Annotated in this window: 19 protein-coding genes; 9 read left to right on the top strand and 10 right to left on the bottom strand. The window is 73.3% G+C overall.

The features are described from left to right. Positions 1 to 7: 7 nt before the first annotated feature. From purH to D3218_RS05475, 5 genes are all read right to left on the bottom strand, one after another. Positions 8 to 1,621, bottom strand: a complete 1,614-nt coding sequence (gene purH / locus D3218_RS05495; protein ID WP_119538878.1) for a bifunctional phosphoribosylaminoimidazolecarboxamide formyltransferase/IMP cyclohydrolase — start codon at positions 1,619 to 1,621, stop codon at positions 8 to 10. 119 nt (positions 1,622 to 1,740) lie between these two features. Beyond that, entirely contained in the window at positions 1,741 to 2,532 is a 792-nt protein-coding gene (locus D3218_RS05490) for a DUF2189 domain-containing protein (RefSeq protein ID WP_119538877.1), read from the bottom strand. A gap of 228 nt (positions 2,533 to 2,760) precedes the next feature. Beyond that, entirely contained in the window at positions 2,761 to 2,985 is a 225-nt protein-coding gene (locus tag D3218_RS05485) for a hypothetical protein (RefSeq protein ID WP_119538876.1), read from the bottom strand. A 62-nt stretch (positions 2,986 to 3,047) separates the two neighbouring features. After that, positions 3,048 to 4,736 (bottom strand): heparinase II/III family protein, encoded by a 1,689-nt coding sequence (locus D3218_RS05480; RefSeq protein ID WP_136625057.1) that lies wholly within the window; start codon positions 4,734 to 4,736, stop codon positions 3,048 to 3,050. 179 nt (positions 4,737 to 4,915) lie between these two features. Further along, a complete protein-coding gene (locus D3218_RS05475) occupies positions 4,916 to 6,292 on the bottom strand; it encodes an RsmB/NOP family class I SAM-dependent RNA methyltransferase (protein WP_119538874.1) in 1,377 nt (458 codons plus the stop codon). A gap of 123 nt (positions 6,293 to 6,415) precedes the next feature. On the opposite strand from D3218_RS05475, the gene D3218_RS05470 reads away from it, so the two are divergent. Further along, positions 6,416 to 6,931 (top strand): ankyrin repeat domain-containing protein, encoded by a 516-nt coding sequence (locus D3218_RS05470; protein WP_119538873.1) that lies wholly within the window; start codon positions 6,416 to 6,418, stop codon positions 6,929 to 6,931. A 34-nt stretch (positions 6,932 to 6,965) separates the two neighbouring features. Here D3218_RS05470 and htpX read toward each other — a convergent pair whose 3' ends face one another. Further along, complete coding sequence (gene htpX / locus D3218_RS05465) at positions 6,966 to 7,910, bottom strand: zinc metalloprotease HtpX (protein ID WP_119538872.1); 945 nt, start codon at positions 7,908 to 7,910, stop codon at positions 6,966 to 6,968. A 168-nt stretch (positions 7,911 to 8,078) separates the two neighbouring features. On the opposite strand from htpX, the gene D3218_RS05460 reads away from it, so the two are divergent. The 5 genes from D3218_RS05460 (at position 8,079) to D3218_RS05445 (ending at position 10,723) form a co-directional block, all read left to right on the top strand. Next, a complete protein-coding gene (locus tag D3218_RS05460; RefSeq protein WP_119538871.1) occupies positions 8,079 to 8,291 on the top strand; it encodes a DUF1674 domain-containing protein in 213 nt (70 codons plus the stop codon). Positions 8,292 to 8,396: 105 nt separating this feature from the next. Further along, entirely contained in the window at positions 8,397 to 8,690 is a 294-nt protein-coding gene (locus tag D3218_RS20045) for a hypothetical protein (RefSeq protein ID WP_245414926.1), read from the top strand. Next, on the top strand, positions 8,585 to 8,875 hold the full coding sequence (locus D3218_RS20310) for a hypothetical protein (protein ID WP_342635111.1): 291 nt from the start codon (positions 8,585 to 8,587) through the stop codon (positions 8,873 to 8,875). The genes D3218_RS20045 and D3218_RS20310 overlap by 106 nt, the downstream gene beginning before the upstream one ends. Before the next feature lie 158 nt (positions 8,876 to 9,033). Further along, on the top strand, positions 9,034 to 9,354 hold the full coding sequence (locus tag D3218_RS05450) for a DMT family transporter (protein WP_119538870.1): 321 nt from the start codon (positions 9,034 to 9,036) through the stop codon (positions 9,352 to 9,354). Between the two features lie 76 nt (positions 9,355 to 9,430). Continuing rightward, positions 9,431 to 10,723: an SAM-dependent methyltransferase gene (locus D3218_RS05445; protein WP_119538869.1), complete on the top strand. Its 1,293-nt coding sequence runs from the start codon at positions 9,431 to 9,433 to the stop codon at positions 10,721 to 10,723. Here D3218_RS05445 and D3218_RS05440 read toward each other — a convergent pair. Next, positions 10,714 to 11,247 (bottom strand): DUF1003 domain-containing protein, encoded by a 534-nt coding sequence (locus D3218_RS05440; protein WP_119538868.1) that lies wholly within the window; start codon positions 11,245 to 11,247, stop codon positions 10,714 to 10,716. The genes D3218_RS05445 and D3218_RS05440 overlap by 10 nt on opposite strands. A 620-nt stretch (positions 11,248 to 11,867) precedes the next feature. Between D3218_RS05440 and D3218_RS05435 the strand changes: the two genes are divergently transcribed. Then, a complete protein-coding gene (locus D3218_RS05435) occupies positions 11,868 to 12,839 on the top strand; it encodes an HD-GYP domain-containing protein (RefSeq protein ID WP_119538867.1) in 972 nt (323 codons plus the stop codon). A 42-nt stretch (positions 12,840 to 12,881) separates the two neighbouring features. Here D3218_RS05435 and acs read toward each other — a convergent pair whose 3' ends face one another. From acs to D3218_RS05420, 3 genes are all read right to left on the bottom strand, one after another. After that, positions 12,882 to 14,831 carry an acetate--CoA ligase gene (gene acs, locus D3218_RS05430; protein ID WP_119538866.1) on the bottom strand — a complete coding sequence of 650 codons (1,950 nt, stop codon included), beginning with the start codon at positions 14,829 to 14,831 and terminating at the stop codon, positions 12,882 to 12,884. 114 nt (positions 14,832 to 14,945) lie between these two features. Beyond that, positions 14,946 to 16,010 carry an AI-2E family transporter gene (locus D3218_RS05425; protein WP_136625056.1) on the bottom strand — a complete coding sequence of 355 codons (1,065 nt, stop codon included), beginning with the start codon at positions 16,008 to 16,010 and terminating at the stop codon, positions 14,946 to 14,948. 136 nt (positions 16,011 to 16,146) lie between these two features. Beyond that, complete coding sequence (locus D3218_RS05420; protein ID WP_119538864.1) at positions 16,147 to 16,821, bottom strand: YggS family pyridoxal phosphate-dependent enzyme; 675 nt, start codon at positions 16,819 to 16,821, stop codon at positions 16,147 to 16,149. A 218-nt stretch (positions 16,822 to 17,039) separates the two neighbouring features. Here D3218_RS05420 and leuS point away from each other — a divergent pair, with 218 nt between their 5' ends. Together leuS and D3218_RS05410 are read left to right on the top strand one after the other, a co-directional pair. Next, positions 17,040 to 19,652: a leucine--tRNA ligase gene (leuS, locus tag D3218_RS05415; RefSeq protein WP_119538863.1), complete on the top strand. Its 2,613-nt coding sequence runs from the start codon at positions 17,040 to 17,042 to the stop codon at positions 19,650 to 19,652. After that, positions 19,639 to 20,199, top strand: a complete 561-nt coding sequence (locus D3218_RS05410; protein WP_119538862.1) for a hypothetical protein — start codon at positions 19,639 to 19,641, stop codon at positions 20,197 to 20,199. The genes leuS and D3218_RS05410 overlap by 14 nt, the downstream gene beginning before the upstream one ends. Positions 20,200 to 20,210 lie beyond the last annotated feature (11 nt).

Raw genomic sequence — 20,210 nt, 5'->3', positions numbered from 1 at the left:
CCCGTCCTCAATGGCGGAAGTGGCGCATCCCGGTGAAGACCATGGCGATGTCGTTGTCGTCGGCGGCCTGGATCACCTCGGCGTCGCGCATCGAGCCGCCGGGCTGGATCACCGCCCGCGCGCCCGCCGCCACCGCCGACAGGAGACCGTCGGCGAAGGGGAAGAAGGCGTCGGAGGCGACCACCGAGCCCTTGGTGAGGACCGGGCCGCCGGCCGCCTCGGCGGCGTCCTCGGCCTTGCGCGCGGCGATGCGCGCCGAATCGACCCGGCTCATCTGCCCGGCGCCGATGCCGACGGTCGCCAGGTCCCTGGCGTAGACGATGGCGTTGGACTTCACGTGCTTGGCGACGCGGAAGGCGAACCGCAGGTCCGCCATCTCGGCCTCGCTCGGCGCGCGCTTCGTCACCACCTGGAGGTCCAGCGCGTCCACCGCGCCCGCGTCGCGCGACTGCACCAGGAGGCCGCCGGCCACCGACTTCACCAGAAGCCCCTCGGCGCGCGGGTCCGGCAGGCCGCCGGTCAGAAGGAGGCGCAGGTTCTTCTTGGCGGCCACCAGCGCGACGGCCTCCTCGTCCGCCTCGGGCGCGATGATCACCTCGGTGAACACCTTGACGATCTCGGCGGCGGCGGCCGCGTCCAGCCGGCGGTTCAGCGCCACGATGCCGCCGAAGGCCGAGACCGGGTCGCAGGCGAGCGCGCGGCCGTAGGCCTCGGCGAGCGAGGCGCCCTCGGCTACGCCGCAGGGATTGGCGTGCTTAATGATGGCGACCGCCGCGGTGCGCGCCGCGTCGAACTCGGCGACCAGCTCGAAGGCGGCGTCCGTGTCGTTGATGTTGTTGTAGGACAGCGCCTTGCCCTGCACCTGGCGGGCCGTGGCGACGCCCGGCCGGCCCGAGCCGTCGAGATAGAAGGCGGCCGACTGGTGCGGGTTCTCGCCGTAGCGCAAGGACGAGGCGAGCGTGCCGGCGAAGGCGCGCCGGGCCGGGGCCGCCTCCCCCGTGTCGCCCGCGAACCAGGCCGACACGGCCGCGTCGTAGGCGGCGGTCATGCCGAAGGCCTTGCCGGCGAGCCGGCGGCGCCGGTCGAGGTCCACCGTGCCGCCGTTGGCGCGCAGCTCCTCCAGGAAGCCGGCGTAGTCGGCAGGGTCGGTCAGCACCGAGACGTAGGCGTGGTTCTTGGCGCCGGCCCGCACCATGGCGGGACCGCCGATGTCGATGTTCTCGATCACCGAGGCACGGTCGGCGCCGGACGCCACCGTGTCGGCGAACGGGTAGAGGTTCACCACCAGGAGGTCGATGCCGGCGATGGCGTGCGCCTCCATGGCCGCCGCGTGCGCCGGGTCGGCGCGGATGCCGAGGAGACCGCCGTGGACGCCCGGATGAAGGGTCTTCACCCGCCCGTCCATGATCTCGGGAAAGCCGGTCAGCTCCGAGACGTCGCGCACCGGCAGGCCGGCCGCCTCCAGCGCGGCGCGCGAGCCGCCGGTGGACACCAGTTCCACGCCGAGCGCGACGAGCCCGCTCGCCAGTTCCGCCAGGCCCGCCTTGTCGAACACGGACAGGAGGGCGCGGCGCACCGGATGGCGGTCGGGGGCGGGGGTGCGGTTGGCGGCGACGGCCATGGCGGGCATCCTTCTCGGGCGGCGGGCGGGCGCCGGCGCCCGGCCGGACGCGCCTCGATGCCGCCCCCATAGGACGGGCCGGCCCGCCGCACAACCATCCGGGCGCCGCCGCCCGGCGATCAGCCCATCACGCGGCGGTACAGGTGCCAGGTCGCGTGGCCAAGCACGGGCAGCACCACCGCCAGCCCGACTAGGAGCGGCAGCGACCCCAGCATCACCAGCCCGGCCACCATCGCCGCCCAGACCGCCATGGGCAGCGGGTTCGCGCGCACCGCCGCGACCGACGCCGCCATGGCCTCGCCCGCGCCGTAGCCCCGGTCGAGGATCAGCGGCAGCGACAGGGCGCCGATCGAGAAGGCGACCGCCGCGAACAGGAAGCCCACGGCATGGCCGAGCACGAGCAGCGCCCAGCCGGCGGGCGTGGCGAGCAGGGCCTCCAGGAAGGCCGCGTAGCTCGGCGCCGCGATCGGCGGCGCCAGGAGCGAGAACAGCGCCTGCGCGCTCAGGAGCCAGAGCGCGAACAGCGCCAGGAGCGCCAGCGCGACGCGCCCGATCGCCCCGCGCGCGGGCCCCGCGGGAACCGCGAAGGCCTCGCGCCAGGAGGGGTGCTCGCCCCGCTCCTCGCGCCGGCTGATCTCGTAAAAGCCGAGGGCGGCCACCGGGCCCACCAGCGCGAAACCCGCGACCAGCGGAAACAGGATCGGGAAGGCGTTGGCGTTGGTGGCGGCGAGCGCGATGGCGATCCCCGCCAGCGGGTAGATCGCGGCCAGGAACACGAGATGGGTCGGCCGGCGCCGGAAGTCGGCAAGGCCCCGTTGCAGGCTCGCGGTGAGGTCGGCCGTGGTGATGCGGCGGATGGCGGGCAGGCGTTGGCCCGCGATGCGGGCGGCGTCGAGAGGCAGGGCCTTCATGATCCGTTCTCCTCTGGCCGAGGACGAACCGGTCGGGAAAGGGGCCGGTCGAGGCGACCGGACGCCGGGCGGACCGGCGGGAGCGGGCGGCCAGGAGCCGAACTCCCGTGCATGCGATCGCCCGAGCCTACGCCGATCGGCGGCGCTTGGCGAGCGGGCGTGGGACGCGGCGAGGTCCGGCGGGCCGCACGAGGTCGCGAGGTCGGGGACGGGTCGCGGCGCGGGCGGTCAGGGCCGGGCGGCCAGCGCCGCGTCGCCCGGCTGCGTCGGGCCGGCGGCGGCGGGCGCGGGCGCGGACGTCGCGGCGCCCTGGGGCGCCGGGCGCCCGCCGAGGCTGTCCAGCGTGTTGGGCAGCACTGCGACGGCCCGGTTCATGCCGGCGCAGCCGGATAGGGCGAGCACGAGGGCGAGGCCGATGCAGAGGCGGTGCCGAGGCGGGATGTCGGGGCGCATGCGGGCGAAGATAGGGCGCCGGGCGCCGGCGTCCGCCCCCCCCCCCTCGCCCCGCGCGTCGGTCAGCCCTGGCGCTCGAAGCGCCAGTGAAGGTCGGTGCGGTCGAGGCAGTCGAGCGGCAGCACGATCTGCCGCGTGCGGCGCGGGCCGGCGGCGTCGGCGAAGAAGATCGATTCCTCCAGTTGCGGCTCGCCGTCGGCGAAGAACCACCAGACCTCCTCGCCATGGGCGAGCCGAAGCCCCTCGCCCGCCGCGTCCACCGCCACGTCGGGATGGAGGTGGAAGCGCAGCGTGCCCATCGGCTCGTCGCAGGCCATGCGGTGGGGCCGGCCGGCGGCCTGGAACAGACGGTCGATGCCCTCGATCCGCCGCCCGTCGCGCGACAGGAAGAGCTGGCGCTCGTGCACGAAGCCGAAGGGCTGGCGATAGCCGTCGTGGGCGGCGGTGAGCACCTGTCCCTCGCGCGTGTCCTCGCGATTCACCGGCACGCGGGTCGGGCCCGGAAGGAGCGGGCCGCCCAGGAACCGATCCACCGCCTCCGAGCGCGAGAAGCGCGAGGAGGACTGGTCGTTGAGCGTCAGGGTCGAATGGGCGGCCGTGGTGCGCGACAGGCGGCGCCAGCCGCCCTCGATGCGCACGGGCGCGCCGCAGTTCACCACGAAGCGGCGGCCGGCGGACGAGAACTCCAGCGCCAGCGTGCCGGCATGGGCGTCGTGCGACACGTCCGGGGCCGGCGGGGCGCCGGTGTCGGCGACCACCACCGTGAGCCCGGCGGCGAGGCGGTGATAGCCCGACTGGCGCATCTGGCTGATCGGCTCGCCCAGCGTCTCGTCGTGCTGGAGCAGGGCCGCCGAGAGATGGTGGTCGGGCGCGCCCGCGCCGTTGAACAGCGCCAGGGCCCCGTCGCCGTGGCGGAAGAAGCGCAGCGCCGGCAGCATGCGGTCCACCGCGCCGAACACGCCGCGCGGCGCGGGCAGGCCGCGCTCGGCGAACAGGGCGCGCAGCGGCACGAGCTCGGCGAGGATCTGCGACACGGCGGCGGGATTGCGCGAGACATGGCCGCCGTCGGCATGGACCTGGACGTCGAGCTCCTCGGCCAGGAGCCGCGCCGCCTGGCGCACGGCATGGGCCGGGTTCGGCTGCACCAGCGCGGCCGCGACCAGGGCGATGCGCGCCCGCAGCCGCGCCATGCCCGCCGGCGCCGAGCCGGCGGTGCGACGGAGCTGGCGCACCTCGGCGCCGAGCCCGCGGGCGAAGCGTTCGGCGAAGGCGGCATCGGCGCCCGCGAGGATGGTCGGCGCGTGCGAGATCCAGGCGAGCACACGGCTCGCCGCGACCTCGTGCTCGTAGGCCAGCGCGCCGCGCTGGCGACGCCCGAGGCGAAGCCAGTCGCCTACCAGCGAGCGCGCGTGCTCGCAGGAGAGCGCGTCGCCGGCGCGGGCGAAATGGCGCAGCCAGCCGAAGCCGTGCAGCTCGGCCCGCCAGGGCCGCGATTCCTCGCGCAGCGCGAAGGGCGAGCGGCCGTTGAGCTCCACGAGCTGCCCGGCGAGCCAGACATGGCCGACATAGAAACCGCGCGCGATCGACGGGTCGCCCCGCCGCAGGTCCGCCAGCACCGCCACGGGCAGGCCGCCGCCGGCCGCAGGCAGCGGATGGCGCAGCACGGAGCGCAGCCGGGCAAGGGCGCGGCGTGCGATCTCGCGCGCCATCAGGCCGGCCAGGCGAGGCTCGTCGACGAAGCCCGTCGTCATGCGCATTCCCCCGCTCAAGACGCCCCCTGGGTGCTCCGCGCCCGGAAGGCGCTGGAAGGTCCACGGCCAATTTCGGCCAACAGGGTTAACGAGAGCTTAAGGGCGCGCAACCAGGAGGCGGCGGGCTGGCGCGGGCCTGGAGGCGGGGCCGGGGCGGGCGCCCCCCGCGAGCCGGCCTTCTAGCGCGCGCGGCGCAACCTTGCGGCGAAGAACCCGTCGAGCCCGGACGCCTCGGGGCTGGCGCGCCCGAGCATGGCCGGCGTGGTGCGCAGGAAGCCTTCCCCGGTGATCGCCTCGCCCAGCCCCGGCACCTCGTCGGGGCGCACGGGCTCGACGGCGAAGTCGGGCGTCTCGGCCAGGAAGGCGCGGGCCACCGCCTCGCCCTCCCCCGGGTCTAGCGAGCAGTTGGAGAACACGAGGCACCCGCCTGGAGCCACCAGCGCCGCCCCCTGGCGCAGCATCCGCGCCTGGACGCCCGCCAGCTTCTCCACCTCCTCGGTGGTCTTGGTCCAGGCGACGTCCGGATGGCGTCGGATCGTGCCGGTGGAGGAACAGGGCGCGTCCAGGAGCACGGCGTCGAACGGCGCGTCGGGCCGGAAGTCGCCGAGGTCGCCGAGATGCGTCTGCGCCTCCAGCCCGAGGCGCGCGAGGTTCTCGCCGAGACGGCGCAGGCGCGAGGCCGAGATCTCCAGCGCGGTGACGCGGGCGCCGGCGGCCGCCATCTGGGCGGTCTTGCCGCCGGGCGCGGCGCAAAGGTCGGCGGCGCGGCGGCCGGCGAGATCACCGAACAGGCGCACGGGAAGCGCGGCCGCGGCGTCCTGCACCCACCAGTCGCCCGCCGCGAAGCCCGGCAGCTCGCCCACCGCGCCCTCGCCGCCGGTGAGGCGCACCGTGCCGGTGGGCAGAACCTCGGCGCCCAGCATCCGCGCCACGTCGGCCGGATCGCGGCGCGCGGTGAAGTCGAGCGGCGCCGGCACGCGGTGGATCGCGGCGATCGCCAGCGCCTCGCGTTCGCCGTAGGCGGCGGTCCAGCGCTCCAGGAGCCAGGCCGGCGTGTCGAGTCGGGGGTCGTCGCCCGCCGGCAGCAGCGCCTCGCGCTCGCGGGCGATGCGCCGCAGCACGGCGTTGACGAGCCGGGCGAAGCGCGCCGAACGCGGGTCGGCGTCGGCCTGGCTGACGGCGAGGTCCACCGCGGCCGCGTCCGGCACGTCCAGGAACAGGATCTGCGCCGCGCCGACATGGAGGATGTGGCGCAGCGCGGCCGCGCCCGCCGGCAGAGGCTTCTCGATGCAGGCAGCGATCACGGCCCCGATCGTGCCCCGGCGCCGGAGCGCGACGGTGAGGATCGCCTTGACCAGCGCCTGGTCGCGCGCCTCCAGCGCCCGGAACTCGGGATGACCGTGCTTGCGGTCGGTGAGGCCGTCGAGCGAGGTGCGCGTGTCCACCACCGCCGACAGGAGGCGGGTGGCGACGCGCCGGCTCGCGAGCCCCGGGCGATCGGGATTGGCGGGGGCGGCGGGCCGGGCGGGGCGTTGCGGCTTGGCGTTCTTGCTCATCGGCGATGCTATGGGCCGCCGCCGCCGCCGGGGCAAGCCCGCGCGCCGCGCGCGATCCGCCGGTTGCCTTCGCCGGCGGGGCGGGGCACAGGACGGGCCTGTTTCCCGACGGAGCCTCACCTCATGAGCGACGCGCCCCCGGCCCCCGAGACCCCGGACCCCGAGACCCTGGCCTTCGCCGCCCGCGTGTTCGCGGCCGCGCGCGAGGGCGACGCCGCGGCGCTGGAGCCGCTGCTCGCACAGGGACTTCCGCCCGGCCTCGCCAACGAGCGCGGCGACACGCTGGTGATGCTGGCGAGCTACCATGGCCATGCCGAGACGGTGGCGCTCTTGCTGCGCCACGGCGCGGACCCGGACCGGCCCAACGACCGCGGCCAGACGCCGCTCGCGGGCACCGCGTTCAAGGGCGAGACGGCGGCCGCGCACGCGCTGCTACGCGGCGGGGCGGGGGTCGACGCCGCCGGGCCGGACGGGCGCACGCCGCTGATGATGGCGGCCATGTTCGACCGCGTGGAGATGGTGGAACTGCTGCTCGCCCACGGCGCCGACCGCCACCGCCGGACGCCCGAGGGCGTCGACGCGCTGGGCGCCGCCCGGGCGATGGGCGCCCGCCGGACGCCCGCGCTGCTCGAGGGCTAGCCGAAGGGCCCGCCGGCGGCGCGAGCGCGGCTCCTCAGCCCCAGGGACCTTTCCGCGAACCCGGCGACCGCCTCGCGCCGCTCCACGGCCCGGAACGCGCGGGCGGCGCGTCGACCCGCGCGGGCGCCGTCGCCCCCATCTCGGCCGCCATGGCGCTCAGGGCGTCGATGCGGTTCTGTGTGTCGGGGTGGGTGGAGAACAGGCCGTCCATCCGCTGCCCGTTCAGCGGGTTGACGATGAACATGTGCGCGGTGGCCGGGTTGCGCTCGGCGTCGTAATTCACCGTGCGTCCGGCCGCGCCGGCGATCTTGCCCAGCGCGGAGGCGAGCCACAGGGGGTTGCCGCAGATCTCCGCGCCGCGCCGGTCGGCCGAGTATTCGCGGGTGCGCGAGATGGCCATCTGCACGATCATCGCGGCGAGCGGGGCGACGATCATCGCCAGGAGCACGCCGATCATGCCGAGCGGATTGTTGTTCTGCCGGCTGCCGCCCATGAAGAAGGCGAAGTTGCCGAGCATCGAGATCGCGCCGGCGAGCGTCGCGGTGACGGTCATGGTCAGCGTGTCGCGGTTCTGCACATGGGCGAGCTCGTGCGCCATGACGCCCGCGACCTCCTCGGGCGTCAGCCGCTGGAGCAGGCCCGTGGTGGCCGCCACGGCGGCGTTCTGCGGGTTGCGCCCGGTGGCGAAGGCGTTGGGCTGGTCGTTCTCGATCACGTAGACGCGCGGCATCGGCAGGCCGGCGCGCGCGGCGAGCTCGGCCACGATCCGGTGGTATTCGGGCGCGGTGCGCGCATCGACCTCGCGCGCGTGGTGCATGCGCAGCACCATCTTGTCGGCGTTCCAGTAGGAGAAGAGGTTCATGGCCGCGGCGACGGCGAAGGCGACGGCCATGCCGCGCCCGCCCCCGATCAGGAACCCGACGCCCATGAAGAGGGCCGTCATCCCGGCGATCAGCATGGCGGTCTTCACGGTGTTCATCGGCGGCCCGGCTCCTCGGTGGCTGCGGCGGGCCGGGCTTGCCAAAGCGCGTCCGGTCGCCGATCTGTCCCCTGCAAGGTGGGAAGCGGGCCGGCACGGGTCAACGTCGCCGGCCCGCCGCGCCGCGCCCCGCCGATCCCTTTGCCGTGAGCCCGAGGTTCTCCCGTGATGCCCGACACGCCCGTTCCCAACGCCGCCGCGCCCGCCGCCCACCCCGCTAGGGATCTGCCGCCCGCCGCCCGGCGCGCGCTCGCCGAGGCCGAGGCGCGACGGGCGGCCGAGGCGGACGCGGCGCGCCCGACCGAGGTGAACGGGCGCGGCGGCGCCGAGCCGACGCGCTTCGGCGACTGGGAGAAGAACGGCATCGTCTCCGACTTCTGACATCCATAGGACCGGTATCCTCGCGGTCGCGCGACATCGGCACCGGAACCGCATCGGCGCAAGCGTGCTCTGGGATTGTTCACCTATGCGCGCCAGTCTTCCGCCATGCGAATCGTCCTCGCCCTCTTTCTCGCCGCCTCGTGCGCCGCGCCCGCGCGCGCCGGGGACTGGCCGCGCGAGATCGAGGGTCCGGTCCTGGCCCACCCCGTCAAGGTGCGCGACGGCGATACGATCGAGGTCGAGGCGCTGATCTGGCCGATGCAGACGGTGCGCGTGCGGTCCGCCTCCGGGGGATCGACGCGCCCGAGCTGCGGGGGGCCTGCGCGGCCGAGACGGCGGCGGCGCAGGCCGCGCGCGATCGGCTTGCGGCGCTGGTCGGAGCGGGGCCGCTCCGTCTGACGCGGGTGTCGGGCGACAAGTATTTCGGCCGCGTGCTCGCCGATGTCGCGAGCCCCGCCGAGCCCGACCTCGGCGCCCGCCTCCTGCGCGAAGGGCATGTCGACGCCTACGACGGCGGACGGCGCCGGGACTGGTGCGCGGCGCTGGGCGCGCGCCGGTCCGACGAGGCGGCCGGGCGCGGCTGAGGGCGGCGCACGGGGTCCGCCCCGCCCGCCCCTCCCAACCCCTTGACCGGTGGGCGGCCGGACCCATCTCACCGGCGAGGGCGTCGGACGACCGCGCCCCGCGCGCCCCTTGCGCCCTCCCTCGGGACGACCCGGATCGAAACGCGGGACCTTTCCCCATGCCTTGGGCCTTTCTCATCGTCGCCGGTCTCCTGGAGATCGGCTGGGCGTCCGCCATGAAGCAGTCCGCCGGCTTCACCAGGCTCCTGCCCACGCTTCTCACCTTCGCGCTGATGTTCGCTAGCTTCGGCCTCCTGGCCGCGGCCATGCGCTCGCTGCCGCTCGGCACCGCCTATGCGGTGTGGACCGGCATCGGCGCGCTGGGCGCCTTCGTGGTGGGCCTCCTGTGGTTCGGCGAGAGCGCCCACCCGATGCGCATCCTGGCGGCGCTCCTGATCCTCGCGGGCATCGCCCTGATGAAATGGGCACCGGCCGGTTGAAAGAGACGGCTTCGGGTGGTCGCGACGCGGGTGGCGGGCTAGAACGGTTTCACGTGAAACGCGAGCGCCGGTGAGCATGTCCCCATCCCCTTCCGCCGACGAGGGCCGCGTCGCGGCCGCGGTCGCCGATCTCGTCCGCACGCTGGATCCCGGCTTTCCCGTGCTCCTGTGGACCGGCGAGCGCATCGGCGCCCCCGAGGGGCCGGCCCTCGTCGTGCGCCGCGCCGACGCGGTGGCCCGCCTCGCCTTCAGCCCGCGCGTCGAGACCCTCCTTGGGCTCTGGATGGACGGGACGATCGACGTCACGGGCGGCTCGATCCTCGACCTCGCCGCCCGGCGCGAAGCGCGCACCAAGGCGCGGGGCGCCTGGAAGCGGCTGCGCAAGCGCGGCCTCGTCGCCCTCCTGCCCGCGCTCTGGCGGCTGCGCCGGCTCGGCCCGGCGGCGGGCACTGGCGCCGAGGCGGGCGCCGACGCGGGCGCCAGCGGCTCGACCCGGCAGGCGATCCAGTATCATTACGACGTCTCGAACCGCTTCTACGAGCTCTTCCTCGATCGGCGCATGGTGTATTCCTGCGCCTATTTCGACGGCTGGCACGACGATCTCGACCGCGCCCAGGAGGACAAGCTCGAGATGATCTGCCGCAAGCTGCGGCTGCAGCCGGGCGAGCGCTTCCTCGACATCGGCTGCGGCTGGGGCGCGCTTCTGATCCACGCGGTGTCGCGCCATGGCGTCGTCGGCCACGGCGTCACCCTGTCCAAGGCGCAGTTCGACCTCGCCACGCGGCGCGTGCGCGAGGCGGGGCTGGAGGACCGGATCACGATCGAGCTGAAGCCCTACCAGGAGCTCGCCGGCACGTTCGACAAGATCGCCTCGATCGGCATGTTCGAGCATGTCGGCTTCCGCCACCACGACGCCTATTTCGGCGCGGTCCGCAAGCTGCTGCGCCCGCGCGGGCTCTACCTGCACCACACGATCGCCCGCCCCGCCAAGCGCGATCTCAAGACCTTCCACCGGGGCTCGCGCGAATACCGCGCCATCACCCGCTTCATCTTCCCCGGCGGCGAGCTAGACTATATCGGCCATTCGCTCCAGAAGCTGGAGGCGCACCGGTTCGAGGTGCACGACGTGGAGAACTGGCGCGAGCACTACGGGCGCACCTGCCGGATCTGGGCCGAGCGGCTGGAGGCCCAGTTCGAGGCGGCGGCCGCCGAGGCGGGCGCGCCCGTCGCCCGCCTCTGGCTCCTCTATCTCGCCGGCTGCGCCCTGGCCTTCGAGCGCGGCACGGTGATGATCAACCAGACGCTCGTCTCCCGGCGCGACAAGGGGCCCTCGGGCCTCCCGCCGACGCGGGCCGACCTCTACGCCTGACGCAGCGCCCCAGGCCCGCCCGCCTCCGCGCCCGCCGGCCCGGCCCCGGTCCCAGCTCCGGTCCCGGTCCCGGCTCCGGTCTTGGGCCCGACGGTGGCGATCAGCGCGCGCATGTCCTCGCGCAGGGCGGCGAGTTCGTCCGCCAGCGCCAGGATCTGCGCCTCGGCGCGGATGTTGGTCTCGTAGTCGAGCCGCGCCTCCAGCCGGTCCTTGGCGGCCTGCCGGTTCTGGCTCATCATGATGATCGGCGCCTGCAGCGCGGCTAGCATCGACAGCATCAGGTTCAGGAAGATGAAGGGGAACGGGTCGAAGGCCCGGGCCGCCAGGATCCAGACGTTGAGCACCGCCCAGCCGACCAGGAACGCCGCGAAGCCGATGATGAAGCTCCACGAGCCGCCGATCGCGGCGACGCGGTCCGCCAGACGCTCGCCGAAGCTCATGCCCTCGGCGAACACCTCGTGCGTGTCGCGGGTGATGGAATTGCGGCGCAGACGGCCGGCGACGTAACGGATTGCCGCGTTCATGGGCTCACCTGTGGGACGACCGGCCGCTCGCGCGGGCCCGCATCCGGCGAGCCGACGGATCAGCTCGGGCGCGGCCGCGCGGGCGGCTCGGTCGATCGACTGAGATCGTTGCTGGGCATGATCCTTCTCGGGATCGGCGGGGTCGGGAGGGAGCCGGTCGGCTCACCGGCGATATGCGCCGCCATGCCGCCGGGGTCAAGTCTGCGTGACCAGCGGAGCGGGGCGGTGGATCCACGCGTCCCCGCGCGCACGAAAAAGGCCGCCCTCCCGTGGAAGGCGGCCTCCGTGATCGTTGCCATGCCGGCAGGTCCGATGCGGACCCCTACCGGGGGCACCGGATCGTCAGATGCGGGAAGAAGGCTGCCCCTTCCCCATCGTCGAACCCATGGACCCGGCCGGCATAGGAAAACCACTCGACATCGGATCACCTCCTCTCGCTTCGTTGAACACGAGGAGAAGTATGGGATCGCGCGCCGGCGGCCGCAAGGTGGGCGGCGGGAAAAGCGGGCGCGCGTCGCCCCAAGAGATCGCGCGCGACTCTTTGCCGCCGCTCCTCGCGTAAAACATCCCTTCAACCCTTTGGCGTAGTGTCTTCGGGGGCGGAACGGGGAAGACGTCGGATGCTGCTGCGGATCGAGCGCCGCCAGGTCAGGATCGGCATGTATGTCCAGGAGGTCGAGGGCGACTGGATCGATCTTCCCCTGTGGTTCAGGGGCTGCCGGATCGGCGACGCGGCGACGCTGGCGCGGATGCGCGACAGCCGGATCTCGACGCTGGTGATCGATCTCGGCAAGGGCGTCGGCCCGGCGGAGACCACCCCTTTCCCGGCGCTGCGCCCGCCCCTTTCCCCGGCCCCCGCGGCGGCCCGCGTCCCCCCTTCGCCGGACTTGGAGAAGGCCAGGGCGACGCTGCGCCGCACCAATGCGGCGCTGCGCCAGATCTTCCGCACCGTGCACGAGGGGCGGGTTCTCGATCCCGCGCAGACCCGCGCCATCGTGGACGAGGTCGCCGCGGCCATGCGCCACCGCCCCGGCGCTCTTCTCGGCATCACGCGGCTGAAGTCCAAGGACGAATACAGCTTCCTCCATTCGGTGGCGGTGTGCGCGCTGATGACCCATTTCGCGCGCTTCCTGCGGCTCGATCCCGTCGAGGTGCAGCATCTCGGGATGGCCGGTCTCCTGCACGACATCGGCAAGCTGACGCTGCCGGAGGGGATCCTCGGCAAGCCGGAGGCGCTGAGCGAGGAGGAGACGCGGATCGTGCGCACGCACCCCCCGGAGGGGTTCCGCCTGCTGGCGGGGCAGGACGTGCCGGACGTGGTGCGCGAGGTGTGCCTCCACCACCACGAGCGGATGGACGGCGCCGGCTACCCGGACGGGCTCGCCGGCGACCAACTCTCCCGCGCCGTGCGCATGGCGGCGATCTGCGACGTCTACGACGCGGTCACCTCGGTGCGCCCCTACAAGGAGGCCTGGTCGGCCAAGACCGCCTATCGCCGCATGTGGAGCTGGGAGGGCCATTTCGACCGGGTGCTGCTCGGCCAGTTCTTCCGCAGCATCGGCGTCGCCGGCGAGGCCGCGCGCCAGCCCTGAGGGCGCCCGCCGGCGGGCGCCCTCAGGTGGGGCGAGTCCGATTCAGCCCCGGCGGTTCTGCCGGTTCTCGATCAGCTCGTCCACGACGCCCGGATCGGCCAGGGTCGACGTGTCGCCCAGCGCGCCGAACTCGTCCTCGGCGATCTTGCGCAGGATACGCCGCATGATCTTGCCGGACCGCGTCTTGGGCAGGCCCGGCGCCCACTGGATCTTGTCCGGCGAGGCGATGGGGCCGATCTCGTTGCGGACATGGGCGACGAGCTCCTTGCGCAGCTCGTCCGTGGCGGTCTCGCCCTCCATCAGCGTGACGTAGCAGTAGATCCCCTGCCCCTTCACGTCGTGCGGATAGCCGACCACGGCGGCCTCCGAGACCTTGGGATGGGAGACCAGCGCCGATTCCACCTCGGCCGTTCCCATGCGGTGGCCCGACACGTTGATCACGTCGTCGACGCGGCCGGTGATCCACCAGTAGCCGTCGGCGTCGCGGCGCGCGCCGTCGCCGGTGAAGTACTTGCCCGGATAGGTCGAGAAGTAGGTCTGCTCGAAGCGTTCGTGGTCGCCGAACACGGTGCGCATCTGGCCGGGCCAGGAATCGGCGATGCACAGGTTTCCGTCCGCCGCGCCGTCCAGCACCCGCCCTTCGGCGTCCACCAGCTCCGGCCGCACGCCGAAGAAGGGCTTGGTGGCCGAGCCCGGCTTCAGCGCCACGGCGCCCGGCAGCGGCGAGATCAGGATGCCGCCGGTCTCGGTCTGCCACCAGGTGTCGACGATGGCGCAGCGCTCCTCGCCCACCACGGTGTAGTACCAGTTCCAGGCCTCCGGGTTGATCGGCTCGCCGACCGAGCCGAGCAGGCGGATCGACTGGCGCGAGGACCGCGTGACGAACTCGTCGCCCGCCCCCATCAGGGCGCGGATCGCGGTGGGCGCGGTGTAGAAGATGTTCACCCGGTGCTTGTCGATCACCTGCCACATGCGGCCGGCATCGGGATAGTTGGGCACGCCCTCGAACATCAGGGTGGTGGCGCCGTTCGCCAGCGGCCCGTAGACCGTGTAGCTGTGGCCGGTGACCCAGCCGACGTCGGCCGTGCACCAGAACACCTCGCCCTCGCGGTAGTCGAAGACGTACTGGTGCGTCATCGAGGCCCAGACCAGATAGCCGCCCGTGGTGTGCAGGACGCCCTTGGGCTTGCCGGTGGAGCCCGACGTGTAGAGGATGAACAGGGGGTCCTCGGCGCCCATCTCGACGGGCGGGCAGTCGGCCGCCACGCTCTCCCGCGCCTCGTGCCACCAGTGGTCGCGGCCGGGCTCCATCGCGACCTCGGCGCCGGTGCGGCGCACCACCAGCACCTTCTCCACCGTGTGTCCGGCCCGGGCGGCGATGCCGACCGCCTTGTCGGCGTTCGCCTTGAGCGGCACACGCCGCCCGGCGCGCAGTCCCTCGTCGGCGGTGACGAGCACGCGCGACGTCGAATCCTCCATGCGCCCGCCCAGCGCGTCGGGCGAGAAGCCGCCGAACACCACGGAATGCACGGCGCCGATCCGGGCGCAGGCCAGCATGGCCACCGCCGCCTCCGGGATCATCGGCAGGTAGATCGACACGCGGTCGCCCTTGGCGACGCCGAGGTCCTTGAGGACGTTGGCCATGCGGCAGACGTCGGCGTGCAGCTCGCGATAGGTGATCCGGCGCGACTGGGACGGGTCGTCGCCCTCCCAGACGATCGCGGTCTGGTCGCCGCGCGTCTCGAGGTGGCGGTCGAGGCAGTTGGCCGACAAGTTCAGCGTGCCGTCCTCGAACCAGCGGATCGACACCGCGCCGGGCTCGAACGAGGTGTTCTTCACCGCCGAATAGGGCTTGATCCAGTCGAGGCGCCGTCCGTGCTCGCGCCAGAAGCCGTCCGGGTCGGACACGCTGCGGTCGTACCATTCCCGGTAGGTCGCCTCGGTGATCTGCGCTTGCGCCTTCCAGGCGTCCTTGACGGCGATCGTGGTCATTCCTGTCTCCCTACCCTCGGCACGCGCGTGCCGGCGCCGCTCCCATCGGCGCAACGTCAACCTAGAACGGGGCGCCGGCCGAGAAAACCGCCTCGCGCCGAAAATGGCGGGCCCTCAGGATGCGTCCTCCACCGGCCCGCCGAGCACGTCCTGGACGTAGAGCTCGCGCACCAGCGTCATCACCACGGCGATCACCGGCACCGCGAGCACGAAGCCGAGGAGGCCGAACAGGAGGCCGAACACGACCTGGGTGGAGAGGGTGAGCGCGGGCGGCAGCGCGCTGGTGTAGCGCTGGGCGATCGGCTGGGCGATGTTGCTCTCGATGCCCTGCAGGAGGACGTAGAGACCGAGCGCCCAGAGCGCCATGTCGACCCCCTGCGCCAGCGCCGCCAGCACGATGATGACGCCGGCCACGAAGGCGCCGAGCGTCGGCACGAAGGCCAGCACGCCGGCCTGGAGCCCCAAGAGGAAGGCGTTGTTCACGCCGATCAGCCAGAGCCCGGCCCAGGAGACCGAGAAGATCAGCGCCATGGAGACCGCGTCGCCCGCCACCCACATCAGGAGGGAATGGGCGCTCTTGTCCAGGACCTCGCCGACGCGCGCCCGCTTCTCGCGCGGAAACAGCGACACCAGCCCGTCGCGGTAGAGCTTCGGCTGCCAGGACACGAAGATCGCCAGGAACAGGACCACGAAGAAGTTGCCGAGGCCCCCCAGCGCGCCGAACAGCGCCTGGCCGGCCGACGACACGAAGCCGGACGGGTCGGGCAGCAGCGACTGGAGATCGCCCGAGTTGATCTCGCGCTGCACCGGCAGGCCCATCTGGCTGAGCGAGTCGAGGAGCTGGTTGGCCTGGTCGCGCACGCCCGACAGGAGATCGCGGAACTGCTGCACCAGCGTCACCCCGCCCCAGGCCACCGGAACGATGATCAGCGCGAAGGTGAGGAGGTAGACGAGGCCGAGTGCAGCCGGGCGCGGCAGCCCGAGCCGCTGCAGGGCCCGCGCCAGGCCGCAGAAGATGGCCGCGATCAGGAGGCCCGCGAAGATCAGGAAGAAGGCCGAGGACGCCCGGGCGAAGACCACGACGAGGAGCACCAGGCCGAGCACGATGGCCGCCATGGTCACCGTCCGGTAGGCGAGCCGTGGGGAGACGGCGGCGGGATGGGGTGCGGGATCGCTCAAGGTCGTGTCCGTTCCGGGCGGGGTAGCGCGCGCCGGTCGCGCGGCGCATCGGGGTCGCCCGCCGGCGCATATATGGCGGCCCGCACCGCCGGAAACCGAGGGCCCCGCCCCGGCCCGCCGCGCCGGCGCCGTCCGGCTAGGGCCGGGGCCGCGCGCCGAAGATCGCCGAGCCGACGCGCACGCTCGTCGCGCCGAAGGGGACGGCCCGCTCGAAGTCGCCCGACATGCCCATCGACAGGCGCTCCACGCCGGTCTGCGCCGCGATGGTCTGCAGCAGGGCGAAATAGGGGCCGGGATGCTCGGCCACGGGGGGAATGCACATCAGGCCCTCCACCGCGAGCCCGTGCTCGTCGCGGCAACGGCGCACGAAGCCGGCCGCCTCGCGCGGGGGAATGCCGGCCTTCTGAGCCTCCTCGCCGATGTCGACCTGCACCAGGAGGCGCGGCCGGCGCCCCTGGCGCGCCATCTCCTTGGCGATCTCGCGCGCGATCTTGTCCCGGTCCACCGTCTCGATCACGTCGAACAGCGCCACGGCCTCGGCCGCCTTGTTGGACTGGAGCGGGCCGATCAGGTGAAGCGCGACGCCGGCGAACTCGGCGCGCAGGCCCGGCCACTTGGCCGCCGCCTCCTGCACCCGGTTCTCGCCGAACACGCGCTGCCCGGCCTCCAGCACCGGCCGGATCTCGTCGGCGTCGAAGGTCTTGGACACGGCGACGAGCTCCACCGAGCCCGACGCGCGGCCGGCCTCGGCCTCGGCGGCGCGGATGCGGGCGCGGATGTCCCGGAGGCGGTCGACGGCGGTCTCGCTCATGGCATGGCTCCCTTCGACGCGGCGGGGCGCGACGGTCCGCGCCCGCTCGGGGCGGCGCGGCGCGGCGCGAGGCGCCCGCTCCCCCCGTGTCCGATCCCGCCCTTATGCGGCCCCGCCCCGCGCTTGTGAAGCTCGGCATAAGGCAATATTGACTGGTGCCGTCGGCGCGTCGCGCCCCCTCGCCCGCCCGCATCACGCTCACGAGTCTGCCGCCCGCAATGGCCATCGAACGATACAATCCGCGCGCTTCCGAACCCCGCTGGCAGGAGGCCTGGAACGAGGCCCGGCTGTTCGAGACGGACACGGACGCGCCGGGCGAGGCCTACTACGTCCTGGAGATGTTCCCCTACCCGTCCGGGCGCATCCACATGGGCCACGTGCGCAACTACGCGATGGGCGACGTGGTCGCGCGCTACAAGCGCGCCATGGGCTTCAACGTGCTGCATCCGATGGGCTGGGACGCGTTCGGCATGCCGGCCGAGAACGCGGCCATGCAGAACAAGGTGCACCCGCGCGACTGGACCTACGCCAACATCGCGGCCATGCGCGCCCAGCTCAAGTCGATGGGCCTGTCGCTGGACTGGAGCCGCGAGTTCGCGACCTGCGACGTCGAGTACTACCATCGCCAGCAGATGCTGTTCCTGGACATGCTGCAGAAGGGCCTCGCCTATCGCCGCAAGTCCAAGGTCAACTGGGACCCGGTGGACCAGACGGTGCTCGCCAACGAGCAGGTGATCGACGGGCGCGGCTGGCGCTCGGGCGCCGAGGTCGAGAGCCGCGAGCTGACGCAGTGGTTCTTCCGCATCACCCACTACGCCGAGGACCTCCTGCAGGCGCTGGACACGCTGCCCGGCTGGCCCGAGAAGGTGCGCCTGATGCAGCGCAACTGGATCGGCAAGTCGGAGGGGCTGGCGCTGCGCTGGGCGCTCGGCGAACCGGCGGGCGGCGTCGGCGAGGTCGAGGTCTTCACCACGCGCCCCGACACCCTGTTCGGCGCGAGCTTCCTGGCGATCGCCGCCGACCATCCGCTGGCTCGTGCCGCCGCCGAAACGAACCCCGAGCTGCAAGGCTTCATCGAGGAGCTGAAGCGCGGCGGCACCTCGGCGGCCGAGATCGAGACGGCCGAGAAGCGCGGCATGGACACGGGCCTGCGCGCCGTGCACCCGCTGGATCCGTCCTGGACGGTGCCGGTGTTCGTCGCCAACTTCGTGCTGATGGACTACGGCACCGGCGCGGTGTTCGGCTGCCCGGCGCACGACCAGCGCGACCTCGATTTCGCCCGGAAGTACGGCCTGCCCGTCACCCCCGTGGTGCTGCCCGACGGCGCGGACGCCGGTGCCTTCTCGGTCGGCGACACGGCCCATGACGGCGAGGGGCGCCTGTTCAACTCGCGCTTCCTGGACGGCATGACGCCCACGGAGGGCTTCGAGGCCGTGGCCGCGCGTCTTGCCGACGAGACGCTGGGCGACCGGCCGGTGGCGACGCGCCGGGTCAACTTCCGCCTGCGCGACTGGGGGGTCTCGCGCCAGCGCTACTGGGGCTGCCCGATCCCGGTGCTCCATTGCGAGCGCTGCGGCACCGTGCCCGAGCGCCGCGAGAACCTGCCGGTCCGCCTGCCCGACGACATCGACTTCGAGAAGCCCGGCAACCCGCTGGACCGCCACCCGACCTGGCGCCACGCCGCCTGCCCGCAATGCGGCGGCGCGGCGCTGCGCGAGACCGACACGATGGACACGTTCGTCGACTCGTCCTGGTACTTCGCCCGCTTCACCAGCCCCCGCGCCGCCGAGCCGACGGTGCCGGCCGTGGCCGACCGCTGGCTGCCGGTGGACCAGTATATCGGCGGCATCGAGCACGCGATCCTGCATCTCCTCTACTCCCGCTTCTTCACGCGGGCGATGCGCGCCACCGGCCATCTCGACCTCGACGAGCCCTTCCGGGGCCTGTTCACGCAAGGCATGGTGGTCCACGAGACCTATCGGGACGGGCGCGAGTGGGTGCCGCCCGCCGATGTCGCGATCGAGGAAACCGACGGCGCGCGCACGGCGCGGCGCCTGTCCACCGGCGCGCCCATCGAGATCGGCGGCATCGAGAAGATGTCGAAGTCGAAGCGCAACGTCGTCGATCCCGACGACATCATCGGCTCGCTCGGCGCCGACACCGCGCGCTGGTTCATGCTGTCGGATTCGCCCCCCGAACGCGACGTGATCTGGACCGAGGCGGGCGCCGAGGGCGCGCACCGCTTCGTGCAACGCGTCTGGCGACTGGTCGCCGAGACGGCCGAGACGCTGCGCGCGGCCGGTCCGGGTCTCGGCGAGACCAGCGCGGCGGCGACGCAGGCGCGGCGCGCCGCGCACCGCACGGCGGCGGGCGTCGGCGAGGACATCGAGCGCCTCGCCTTCAACAAGGCCGTCGCCCGGCTCTACGAGCTCGTCAACACGCTGTCGGCCGCCTTCAGCGAAGAGGCGCTCGCGCGCGACCCGTCGCTGCGCGAGGCGGCGCGCGAGAGCCTGTCGATCCTCACGCGCCTCGTGGCGCCGATGATGCCGCATCTGGCGGAGGAGTGCTGGCGCACGCTGGGCGAGACGGGCCTGTGCGCCAGCGCGCCCTGGCCCAAGGCCGATCCGGCGCTCCTGGTGGACGACGAGATCACGCTGCCCGTCCAGATCAACGGCAAGAAGCGCGGCGACATCACCGTGTCCGCCAAGGCCGACAAGGCCGAGGTGGAGGCCGCCGTGCTGGCGCTGCCCTTCGTGGCCGAGGCGCTGAACGGCGCCGCCCCCAAGCGTCTCGTCGTGGTTCCGGGAAGGATCGTCAATGTCGTCGCCTAGCCGCCTCGTGCTTCTCGCCGCCGCCGTGGCGCTGTCCGGCTGCACCGCCGGGCCGCTCTACGGGACCACCTCGGTCGATCCGGCCACCGGCGCGCGCCGCTCCGTGCTCACCGAGCTGCGCGGGCGCATCGCGATGACGCCGGCCACCACGCGCACAGCGCAGGTGTTCCGCAACGCCATGCTCTACAAGCTGAACGGGTCGACGCCCGTCGCGGGCGCGCTCTACGAGCTGCGCTACACCGTCTCGGGCACCGACCAGATCGCCGCCGTCGAGGCCGGCACCGGCACACCGAGCGCCGCGCTCTACCGCATGACGGTGGACTACCAGCTCCTGCGCACCGCCGACATGGCGCCGATCGCCAAGGGCCAGCGCTTCGCCGTGGTGCCCTACGACCGCACCGGCCAGCTCTTCGCGGCCAGCCGCGCGGTGGTGGACGCGCGCAACCAGGCGGGCGAGGCAGTGGCCGAGCGGGTGCTCGGCGCCATCGCGCCGGTGCTCCAGCGCGAGGCCTTCACCGACGCGCCGGCGGCAGTCGCCAAGAACTGACGGGGCAGGGG

This window comes from Aureimonas flava, assembly GCF_003583935.1.
Lineage (GTDB): Bacteria > Pseudomonadota > Alphaproteobacteria > Rhizobiales > Rhizobiaceae > Aureimonas > Aureimonas flava.
This window is presented reverse-complemented; position numbering and strand designations above follow the sequence as displayed.